The sequence below is a fragment of the Achromobacter marplatensis genome, from assembly GCF_002209535.1.
Classification (GTDB): domain Bacteria; phylum Pseudomonadota; class Gammaproteobacteria; order Burkholderiales; family Burkholderiaceae_B; genus Achromobacter; species Achromobacter marplatensis.
This window is the reverse complement of record NZ_NJIG01000006.1, coordinates 141544-152480: the sequence shown is the minus strand read 5'-3', so window position 1 is coordinate 152480 and position 10937 is coordinate 141544. Positions and strand designations below refer to the sequence as shown.

Here is a 10937-nt window from a genome sequence, read left to right as displayed (position 1 = left end):
CTCGTCACCGACCACCGCCAACGACAACAACCGCCGCCGCTCCTTCTCCGCAAATTTCGATGCCGACATGCCGATCATGACTACCGACTGGATTGAACCCGCCACCTTCGCCTCGGTGCCCACGCACTCGCAGAAGGAGCACGCCTGCATGCCGCCCTTGCAAGGGTACGACGCGCAGATGCGCATCGCCGCGCCCTCGCGCGTGAAGATCCGCGACGGCAAACCCCTGACGATTCCGATATGCGCCCGCGGCATCCTGCCCGTGGTGGAAAACCCGCAACTGCCGCGCTTCGTGGCGGTCGATACGCGCACGGGCAAGGTCTATCGCGGCATCGCCTTCAACTACAAGCGCCCCACGCTGCCCAATGTGTCGGTCGATCCGAGCGAAGGGGCTCGGCCGCCCAAGCTGGCGTTGCCGCCCGGCATGACGGTCGAAACACGCTTCACCACCGACATGGCCGGCGTCCTGCACCTGCCCGCCACGCCGGCGACCTATGAGGTCTATATCGAAGCCGAAGACGTGAAGTCCAACACGGTGACCATCGAGGTCGAAGCCGGGCAGAAGTAAAAGGGCCGGGCAAGGTCCGCAAACCAGCGCCACGCCGCCGCTCAGGGCCGCGCCGGCGTCATCTGCTGGATATTCTGCTCGTTGCGCGCCGCCTGGGCCTCGACCTTTTCCGCGTTACGCATGTCTTTCCCGCGCTGCTCCATTTCCGCCTTGGCGTCGGTCTTGGCGAACACGTCCTTGTCACGCACGCGGAAGTACATCGTGGTGCTGGCCAGCAAATGGTCGGGCCAGCTGCTCAACATGGCGTCGTGTACCAGCCAGTCGAACAAAGTCATCACCTTCGCCGGCAACTGCGTCTTGCCGTCGCGCGCATCGCGCCACACGGCCAAAAGGCGCTTCTGGGTTTCGCGCTCGGCCTTCATGTCGGCCAACGGGTCGGCCATCTTCTGAGGTGTGCCACCTCCCCGCTTGATCAGTTCGTTGCGCATGTTTTCGCGGTCGCGCATGTCCTTGTCCATCTGCTCTATCGCCCGCAGCACTTGTGGGTTATTGCGCTCCAGGTCCGCTCGGCGCCGCTCGGTATCGGCATCGTTCTGCTCGGCCTTTTCCAGATTCTTGTATTCCTCTTCAAGGCGCTCCCATAGCGGTTTGAACCGTTGCGGCGGCAACTCTCCACGGCTTTCTGACGCGCGCTTCCAACGCTCATTCTTTAGCGCTTCAAGTTCGCGCAAGCGCGCGGTGTTCTCGGGCTTGCTCCGTTCCTCCGCAGACAGCGCAGATACGCGCCGCAGCTCTTCGTTGAACTCCTGCTCAGGCGTGTAGAAATCGCGATCCTTGATCCATGCTTCGGCTGGATCCGATAGCTCGGCCCGGAACGTCGCATCCTGATAGCGCACGGCCAACCACCGCAGGAATGTCTCCATGTGCGGAAGGAAGTCGATGCCGGGTTCGTACTTCACGACTTCTCGATACGCGTTGACGAGCTCCAGGATCTTATGGCGGCTGTTGCCGTCCACGATCGGCTCCGACAAGGAAAACTGCAGGTAGGTGTCAGGCTTCAGATCGGCAAGCCGCTCCAAACTGTGAAATGCGCCACCGTGTGACAGGGCCTGGTTCATCATGTCGCGCAGCGGTACACGGGACAGTTCCACGCGCGAATTCAGCGATCCGGGCGGGCTGACGCCTGTCACGTCGCCGCTGGATCCCGGATAGAGGTACTGCAGGCCCCGCGTCTTTTCCAGGCTGTCCATGCGCTGGTTGCGCCGCAATTCGTGTGCCGCCGCGAAATGCACGCACATTTGCACGGCGGCCGGCACCGTCAGCTTCCTATCCTTATGCGTCTGCTTGATGAGGTCGGTAACGGGTAGAAAACCCAGAAACGTGTTCTCGTCCATGATGGACGCAACGGAATCGAACAATCCCATGAAGCGGATCTGGATATCGGCATCGGGCTTGTTCTTGGTAAGGTCGCCCCGTACAGCCAGGTCCGAATCGTGACGCCGGCGGTACTTCTTGACCAGATCATTGACGAATTGACGCGCCACCACCCCACCCCGGTCCCCCCCGAACACGGTGATCTCGATGCGGCGAACATTCTGGCCTTCGCTCACAGCGTCGTAGGCAGCTTTGAATTGCCGCAACGCAGAATCGACACGCACGTCGACCCCCGTGCCCATCAGATAGGCCACCGTTTCCTGATCTCGGATGACCGGAACCGTCTCCATCATGGTCGATTTCACGGCTTCCTTGCCGGCAGTCCAAGCCACCTTCAACGGGTTTTTCTTGAACCCTGCCCAGAAGCCGCGAATCGTCGCCTTCGCTCGGTTCACCAACCTCTCGGGATCCCAGGCGTTCCAGATGCGCACAGCCTTCTCTGGCAATGTCTGCACATCCTTGACGACGTCCTTATACGCCTTGACCATGGGTTGATACGACGATTCCCGCAGCGACTTCTTCACGGCCGCCGTCACGCGGCCGGTGAGATTATGGTTCGGAATCTCGTCCGTGCGAAGCACATTGCCGACGTTGCTTGAAACCGCCTTCTGCGCATTACTCGCCAGCTTCATGCCGGCCTTCGCGGCCGCATAAATCATGTCGTCATTCTCGGCGTCGGCGTTCAGGTCTGTTCCCAGACCCGAATAGTAGAACCGGAACCAGTGATGCTTTTCGGGACGGCCGGGATCGCTCTGGACGTAGTGCGCTTCCCAGAGCCGGCAGATGTTCGAGTAGTAGGTCGGACGCTTCGCATCCTCATCGCGGTTGCGGCCAAATCCGTCGAAGAAGAATCCCATCCGCAGGACCGCGCCGCATTCATTGCAGTCGTCCTTGGGGTACGCCGCCTCGTTCTGGGCCATGGCCTTCAGCACGGATGCCGGCGTACGGTTCTCCTGCGGCAGGTCGCTGGATTGCACGTCAGACATTCTTGTCTCCCGGGGGTGTACCTGTCTTCTTTATCTGATCCAGCTTCGTCTGCGGCAATGCCGCCACTTCCCGGGCAAAGTCACCTGGCGCGCGCCCCGTTTTTTCCAGGATCGCCTTCACCTGCGGATCAGTATCGAAATTCGACGCCACCGTGAAATACAGCAGCATGTACTGGCGCAGGTCCTGTTTGTCTTCGATGCGGTACTTCTTCCATGCGGATTGCAACACCTTGGCCGTGACGCGCAGCAGCTCAGCATCGCTGCGGTAGTCGCCAAGCGAGGCGCGATGGTCGCGCCACAACCAGTCCACGGTGTCCACGAGAGGGATCCGCGTCTGGCCCAGCAGCTTGCGGCTTAACGCCAGTTCCATGTGTTCATCCGGATAAATGTGCAGCTCCAGATACAGCGGGCCGTCCCCAGGCGGAATCTCGGCTGCCGGGAAGTTGATGGCACCCTGCCGGTCGAAATAAAGCGAGTCGGCTTTGCCATCGTGCAGATGCTTGCGCAGCAGCTCTCCATCGACGCCACGCCAGTCGACCGTGAACGCCGTGCCCTTGAGCGTAAAGCAGCAGGTGACCGAGCCTTCGCCGCCGCCAGGACTGACCTGCATCGTCGACGCCACGCCATCGCCCTTGTCCTTGACGCTGATCGACCGGATATTCCACGGGGTGTAGTTGTAGGCAATGAAACTGACCCCTTGGTAGACCGGTTCGCTGTTGCAACCCGCCAACATGCCTAGCCACAATAGCGCGGCGATCAGTCCCTTACGCATCTTCCACTCCCAAGTTCTCCAGGTGCAGCGCCTGCACCTCATCCCACACCGCATCCGGCACGCCTTCCAGCACCTTGGCCAAACCGCCCTCGGCATCTGGCCGATAGGCCAGCAGCCCTTCACGGATCAAGGGATACTCATCGAAGCGCGGTGAGATCGACACGCCCCACGCCACATAATCGAATGTGTCCTTGTCGCCCTTCACGCCGTACGCACGCGCGCGTTCCAGCTGCGCCTCGACGCGCGGCACCAGCGCATCCTGATCGGGGTTGCCGGGCAACAGGCCGGGATACAGACGGCGCAGCTGCACCGCGAGCTTGTCCGGGTAGTCCAGGTCGAACAGCATCTGATGCTGTTCGGGCGTGAAACGTTCGATCCCTTCCGGCCTGTCGGCGGGCAGCCGACCGGCGCCGGCCAGTTCGGCCCCGGCCCCGTCTCGCAACGCATAGCGCAACGTAATCACGGGCGCGGCGAAACGCGCCCGCTGCTCGGCGGTCCACACCTTCAAGGCGCGCGCCAGAATGCGGCTGTCGTACCAGTGCAGGAAGAACTCGCTGGCATCAGGCAAGGCGTAGTCGCAGAAGCGGCCAAAGTGCGCAATGAGCTTTTCCAGCGGCACGGCAGAAGCGAAACTCATCATTGCATAGCGGCCGCTCGTCCGTTCGTGCAGCGCCTCCAGCACACGCACCAGCACGGTATTGAAATTCTCATAACGCGGCCCGCGCAGGACTCCTTGCGAGGCACCGTCCACCTCGATCAGCAACGGCGCCACGTCGCCATAGATGTCCAGGCCGGTCTGCGCCCACACCGAGCCGAAGCTCAGATCCTCGGTGGCGGTGATGCGCGCCAGCAAATCGGGGTGCCCGCGAAAATCCACGATCACGTAAGCCCGCGCGGCTTCCCCGTAGGGGCCACGGTGCTGCGGCAATTCCGCAAACGTGGAAAGCAGGGCTTCTTGCCAGGAATAAGCCATCTTCCTCACGCCTTGTCGGTGATGGACTGCACGCTCTCCTGGGCGTCCAGCACGCAGCTCTTGCAGACGGTGAACTGCGGAAACGGATACGGCATCTGCGTCGGCCCGGCGAATTGTTTGTTGCCGGTCTTCACGTCGATGCGGCCCGGGGCCGTGACGGTGATGTTGCCGCCTTCGATCACGATGCTGGCGCCCGCCGCATTGGCGATGCGAATGCGCTTGGGCGAGGCGTATTCGATGCCGGCGTTGGCGCTGACCATGCGCAGGTCCTGCTGCGCCTGCATGGTCAGAACGTCGTGCTGCGAGATCACGTCGACTTCGCCGGTGCCGGCGATCAGATCCAGGCCCGATTCGGCGCCGCCTTTCTGCACGCCAGCCACGATGCCCAGCGCCTGGCCGGTATGCACGCGCAGCGAACCGATGACGGCCAGGTTGTGGTCCTGGCCCGATGACCAATGCACCAACTCGCCGGCTGTGACCTGCACATTGCGTCCCGCGGCCTGCGTGAGGCCCGCGCGCCCCGCCATCAGCACCAGCGGGTCGGTCAGGTGCGGCACCTTGCCGTCGACCACTTCCGTGTGCTTGGCCGAGGCGTCGCCCGCCGCCCCGCCCACCGCGTCGCCGGCCACCGTGCCGGAAACCGCGTGCGTCATGGCGGCAAGTGGTGCGCGCTCTCCGTCCAGCCGGCTCGCGCCCGCGGAAGTCGTACCCCGCGCCGAGGCCAGCCGCACGCCCTGGTGCGCGCCGACCACGCCGTCGAACGACTGCGCCATGATGTCGGCCTGCCCTGCCAGCGCCAACGGCGCCGCCGCGTCACCCGCAGGTTCACTGGCGCCGGCCGTATAGGTAGAGAGCAGCACGCCGCCGCCGCCGCGCAATGCGCCGAATCCGTCTGTGCGCAGCTCCGCGCCCACGCCACGCACGTTGCCGCGATAGTTGCCGCTCTGGTGGATCAGGTGGCCCAGGTTCAGCTCGCTGGCGGACTGCGTGGACTTGATCTGCATGCGCAGTTGGCCGTCGCTGTCGTCGAACACGATCTGGTTGTAGCCGTCGCCGCCAAACTCCTTGCTCTTGAAGCCGCTTAGCGCGGCTGCGTTGCGATGTTGCTCGTCGCCGCCTGCCGCGCCGTGCCAGGCCGGTGCGTTGCCGCTGGCCAGGTTGGCCTGCGCACTTGGCTTGCCGTCGGTGGCGGCGGCAAACACTTCAGTGTTCATGGCCTCGCCGGACTTGCCGCCGGGGGTCGACGGGATGCCGCCTTCGCCTCGCCCGTTGTAGAGCGCGCCCACGACGAGCGGCTGGTCGATGTCCTCGTCCAGAAACCGCACCAGCACTTCCTGCCCGATGCGCGGCACGAAGCTCATGCCCATGCCCGCGCCGGCCTGGCGTTGGGCCACGCGCGCCCAGCGGCTTTTGGCCAAACCATCGCCATCGGCCTGCCAGTGAAAGCGCACGCGCACGTCGCCGCGCGCGTTGCGGTAGATCTCGTCTTCGCCACTGGCCTCGGTCGCGCCCTCGGCATTGGTCACGATCGCCGTGTGCACACCCACCGCGGACGGCGCGCCGGCAAGCCGTGCTCCGCGCGCCCCGGCAGGCAAGGCCCGCCAGGGTCGATCACAGCGCACGGCGCGGAAGCGGTTGGCATAACCGACCTCGTGCGCCCGCGCCAGTACGGCCGCCTCGGGCCGGCCCACGCCGATCGACGCATCGTCATGGTCGCGTATGTCGTCGGCGGCCTCGCGCGCCTCGTCGTCTTCAAAGCACAGGAAGTCATCCAGCGTACCCAGCTTGGCCGCCATGCTGGCATCGGCCTGGCCGGGCAGGTTGTTGACGCCGGCATGTTCCAGGCGGTCCAGGGCGAAGACGGGCTCGAAGCCCGCTTCCCCCGCCGGCCCCAGCGGCGACATGTCTTGCAACGTGAAGCGCGTACCGGACCGGAACGTGCGCACATTGCCGCGCCCCAGAAACGTCTCGGCATTGGCCTGCACCGCTTCCATCAGCAACGTCGCCTGGAACTGCGCATGCGCCTGATTCAAGAGGCCGCCGTGACCCAGGGGCTCGAACCACTCCAACCCGGCGCCGTCATCACCGGACGCATGGGCGGGGCCGGCCAACGCCTGGCCTGAAATGGCGTGCTTGCCGCTTTCGTGCCAAGCCAGCACCGTCACGCGCTCGACGCCTCTACGGCGCCGGCGCGCCAGCGCCTGCACGCCATCGCGGGATTCCGTCGCATGGGCACGCTGAAAGCGCACACCCGCGCCGGCCGACTCGGCGTCTTCGGCCAGGCTGCGGCTGTCGGCAAAGATCAGCACGGCGTGGCGCGCGGGCGCGGCCTCGTCTTCGACCGTCGTCCAGCCCAGGCCGGATTCCGCAAGCAGGCGTGACAGGAAGGCGTAGTCCGTCTCGCGATACTGGGTGGTGTAGGACCGCGCGGGCAGATCGGCCAGATGGTGCTCGACTCCGGCCGAGACCTTGTAGGTATAACCCTCGTAGCCGTCCAGCACGTGCCGCACAATCTCCAGCACGGGCTGGTTCTCGTAGATGCGGCTGTCACGCCGTTGCGTGGCCAGCCACAGCCACGGCGCCAGCGTGACGCGATAACGCGCCATGCCGGCGTTGCCGCCCAGCATCTCGGCGGCGCGCACGACGCCGCTGCGGCCCGTCTCGCTACCGTCGGCGCGCGTAGTCCACAGCGTGGCCGGACGCGACACCATGTCGTTCAGATCCAGCGCCGCGTTGTCGGCCAGCGCCACGATGCGCATTTCACCGAGCTCGGACAGGCCCTCGCGCGCGACCCACCCCTCGACCTCCAGGGACGACATCGCGCCCTCGCCATCAAGCCGGTAGAGACGGGACTGGGCGCTGAAACTGCCGTTGCTTGCGTTCACAGCCATGGAGCAAAAACCTCTTGGGGGACGTGGGCAACACCGGCCCGGTTCGGACGGTGGAGCGTCAGGGTTCGACGTTGGCCTGCGGCGTCGGGCATTCGATCGCAGTGCCCCATTGGCCCGCGCACACACGCAGGCGGCACTGCTCGCCTTCAATAAAGCTGAGCTTGCGGCATTCCTTCAACCGCTCCGCCAGCGGCGAGCCCGGCATCTCGCGCATGAAGACACCGTCGGATTTGTAAACACGCGTGCCGGGCGGCGAGGCCGGGGGCAGCCCGTAGTTCATCAGGGCCGACAACAACGCAGCATCGGTATCGGACGGTTTTGCGGTCTTGCGCGGCGGCGTGCTGGCAGGCTTGGCCGCGCGCGGCGCGCCCGCCTGTTGCGCACGCTGTTCCGCGGCCTGGCGCGTGGGGCCGGCTGCGGGTGCAGGCGCGGGCGCAGCAGCCGCCGCAGGCGGCGTCATTGCCAGCACGGAAAGCGGATTGGTAGGCGCCGCCAGGGGCTCGGGCTCGCCTCGCCCGACATCTGCGTCTCGAGCGGGCGGCGCTTCATCAATGATGGCGGCCACTGCAGGGGGCTTATCCATGGGCTTCAGCGCAAGTTCGCCCGCCGGCGCGGGCGGACTTGCCATCGAGGCGTGCGGCAGCGAAGCCATCGGGCTGGGCGTGGAAGCGACGGCAGGCGACGGCGCCTGCGCCACCATCGGCACGGCTCCGTCTTCCTGAATGATCCAGGTGATGCCGCCGGCCAATAGCGCCAACAGCAGCGCCAACGCCACCCAACGCCCTGCGCGGGAGTTGCGTGGCGTCGCTAGATGTTTGACCTCGGCTTCCGGTTCGCGTCCTTCCAGTGCAGCAAGGATTCGCGACGACTCGGCCTCGCCGCGCGCGGGCGTGGAGGCGCTGAGCAAACTCGGCGCGGTCATCGTAGGGCGAGCGTCTTCTTTGTCTTCTGCCATGCGGGTTCCCGTGTCAGCAGGAGGCGTGTGCAGCCCCCCTGTAACCAAGCTCGACGAGAATACCCGATAGGCCTATTTCGATCATTGCTCCTTGTTACGATTCCTAAGGGTCGGACGCTGTTTGCAACGCCGGATCGCTTGCCTCATGCGCGAATAAAACAAAAGATTACGCCTTCACATGAGGGACCTAATTTGCTGCTGCTACTGCCCCTGTATTTTTTACTGGCGGTGGGCGTCTCCGCTCTCCTGTTTTTTCCGGCTCTGCGCCAAGGCGCAGTCCGGAGTTTGCGCGCGTGCGTACAGGGCGTGGCAAGGGGCGCAACGCGTGGCGCGAGTCATGCGGGCGGGGCCGTCGGCGGTACGGCAGGTGCCGTCCGGGACGGCATGAGCGCGTCGCTGGATTGGGTCGGAAGGTATCGTTGGCAGGTCGCGATCGGGTTGACAGTTGTGTTGCTTCCGTCACTTTTCGCTTTCTTGATGCGACACAATCACACATTCGTTTACAGCACCCAAACGGCCGGTCCGGACCGCCGAATCCAGGCATTGCTGGAGGGTGAAAGGCTGGCTCCGCCGGCTGCGCTGCCCCCGGAAGCGTTCACCACGCGCGAGGTCGAACTGGTGCGTCCGAAGCTGGGTGGCGCAAGCCGCAACTGGGACCTGTTCGACGCCGATTTCCGTCAGCGCCTGCTGTTGGCTTACCGCATCATGCGCGAGCAGCACGGCTACGAAATGGCGCTGATCGAGGGCTACCGCAGCCCCGAGCGGCAGGAAGAGCTAGCCGGCATGGGCACGCATGTGACGAACGCCGGCGCCTTCCAGAGCTATCACCAATATGGCCTGGCGGCCGACAGCGCGTTCTACCGCGACGGCAAGATCGTCATTTCCGAGAAGGACCCCTGGGCCATGCGCGGCTATGAACTGTTTGGCGAGACCGCGGAACTCGTTGGCCTGACGTGGGGCGGACGCTGGAAGATGATGGACTTTGGCCATGTCGAGCTGCGCCGCCCCGGCGTGATGCAGCGTGCGCGGGAGGCCACGAAATAATGGCGCGCGTGCTGAAAAAAGGGCTGTTGATCCTGGCGTTGTTTGCCGTTGTGTGGCTAGCCGTCATCATCTGGTGGCAGGAATCGCGCACGCTGCCCACCGGCGTGGACATCGGGCTCTATCTTTTCGCATTGCCGCTGGCCTTGCTGGCGGCGCTGTGGCTGGGCGTGCGCGCCGTGCGAGCAGCGCGCGCGCCCAAGCCCGAACCGGTGGCCGAGCCCCAGGCGCAGACGCCGCCCGCGCCGCGCCTTGCCGAATTGCGCGTGGTCGCCGTCGCCGCGCGCGCGGCGGCGGGCGCCGATACCGCCGCCATCGCGCAGGCGCTGGCCGAACAGAAGCGGCCCGAACTGGATGCCGAACTCAAGACGCCCCAGGGCTTTCCCATCTTTGCCGGGCGCGTGCCGGGCCTGAACGACCTGGAGCTGTACGCGGCGGCCCACGAACGCGGCGCGCCGCCGGAGGCCCTGGCAACGGCCACGCTGCGCGTCACGGCACTGCTGACGGATATCGCGCGCACCCTCACCGGCGATGCCCACCGGCGCGTCACTGAACTGGACGTGCCCGCGCGCGACGACGACTGGCCTTTGCTGCGCTTCGAGATACTGCTGTCAGCCGACTGGCCGGAAGCGGCACGCGAGCGTGCGCGCAAGGAAATCCTGGCCGCGGCCGGCGTCTGGCCCGATGCCCGCGTCAGCGTCGCCGAGCACCTGGCACGCAACGCCATGGCTGGCGACCACCTGTTGCGGGAACTGGCATCCGCACCGCCGGATGCCCACGCGCAGCCGCTGTGGCGCATCGTGCTGGCGGGCGACGGCTACATCGACGCCGACCAGGTTGCGCTCTGGGATGGCCTTGCCAAGTTGCTTACCCACGCCAATCCGCAGGGCCGCGTGCCGGGTGAAGCGGCCGCCGGGCTGCTGCTTGGCCCCGCAGATGCCGACGCCGACCTGCGCATCGCCCTGTCTCCGGTATGGCATCGACAGAAGTCCGCCGACGCCCGTGGCGCGCTGGCCGAGCCGCCCCTGGCCGATCTGGCGCGCGAACTGCTGCAACGCGCGGACGTCGCGCCCGAGCGCGTCGCCCACGTCATCAGCGACGCCGATCACCGCGGCAGCCGTCCACTTGAGCCGCTTAACGTCGCGTCTCAACTGTTTGCCCATCTGGACGCCAGCAAGGATTGCCAGGCGGTCGGCGCCGCCTGTGGCCACACCGGCGTGGCCGCGTCGCTGCTGACGCTGGCCGTGGCCGGCGAAGCCTGCGTCCAGCTGGAACAGCCCGTACTGACCCTAACCCTGCAAGACCCCGCATTGCGCTGCGCGGCGCTGGTCTCCCGACCCGCCGCCAGCGCTACCGCCTGACCCCAAAAACAACAGC

Annotated in this window: 8 protein-coding genes; 3 read left to right on the top strand and 5 right to left on the bottom strand. The window is 65.7% G+C overall.

Annotated features, from left to right (window positions below; all coding sequences use genetic code 11):
* Positions 1 to 67: 67 nt before the first annotated feature.
* The gene (locus CEY09_RS15945; protein ID WP_088589389.1) at positions 68 to 568 is read left to right on the top strand and encodes a hypothetical protein; all 501 of its coding nucleotides are present in this window, start codon (positions 68 to 70) and stop codon (positions 566 to 568) included.
* A gap of 41 nt (positions 569 to 609) precedes the next feature.
* On the opposite strand, the gene CEY09_RS15940 is transcribed toward CEY09_RS15945, so the two are convergent.
* Genes CEY09_RS15940 through CEY09_RS15920 form a run of 5 tightly spaced genes read right to left on the bottom strand, consistent with a single transcriptional unit; the run spans position 610 to position 8519 of the window.
* On the bottom strand, positions 610 to 2928 hold the full coding sequence (locus CEY09_RS15940) for a phospholipase effector Tle1 domain-containing protein (protein WP_088589388.1): 2319 nt from the start codon (positions 2926 to 2928) through the stop codon (positions 610 to 612).
* Positions 2921 to 3700 (bottom strand): DUF3304 domain-containing protein, encoded by a 780-nt coding sequence (locus CEY09_RS15935; protein WP_088589387.1) that lies wholly within the window; start codon positions 3698 to 3700, stop codon positions 2921 to 2923. Before CEY09_RS15935 ends, CEY09_RS15940 begins: the two co-directional genes overlap by 8 nt.
* A complete protein-coding gene (locus CEY09_RS15930; RefSeq protein ID WP_088589386.1) occupies positions 3693 to 4673 on the bottom strand; it encodes a DUF4123 domain-containing protein in 981 nt (326 codons plus the stop codon). The genes CEY09_RS15935 and CEY09_RS15930 overlap by 8 nt, the downstream gene beginning before the upstream one ends.
* A 5-nt stretch (positions 4674 to 4678) precedes the next feature.
* Positions 4679 to 7564: a type VI secretion system Vgr family protein gene (locus tag CEY09_RS15925; RefSeq protein WP_088589385.1), complete on the bottom strand. Its 2886-nt coding sequence runs from the start codon at positions 7562 to 7564 to the stop codon at positions 4679 to 4681.
* 58 nt (positions 7565 to 7622) lie between these two features.
* The gene (locus CEY09_RS15920) at positions 7623 to 8519 is read right to left on the bottom strand and encodes a hypothetical protein (RefSeq protein WP_088589384.1); all 897 of its coding nucleotides are present in this window, start codon (positions 8517 to 8519) and stop codon (positions 7623 to 7625) included.
* Between the two features lie 192 nt (positions 8520 to 8711).
* Between CEY09_RS15920 and CEY09_RS15915 the strand changes: the two genes are divergently transcribed.
* Positions 8712 to 9563 (top strand): M15 family metallopeptidase, encoded by an 852-nt coding sequence (locus CEY09_RS15915; protein ID WP_088589383.1) that lies wholly within the window; start codon positions 8712 to 8714, stop codon positions 9561 to 9563.
* Positions 9563 to 10921 carry a hypothetical protein gene (locus CEY09_RS15910; protein ID WP_088589382.1) on the top strand — a complete coding sequence of 453 codons (1359 nt, stop codon included), beginning with the start codon at positions 9563 to 9565 and terminating at the stop codon, positions 10919 to 10921. Before CEY09_RS15915 ends, CEY09_RS15910 begins: the two co-directional genes overlap by 1 nt.
* The last annotated feature ends 16 nt before the right edge of the window (positions 10922 to 10937 follow it).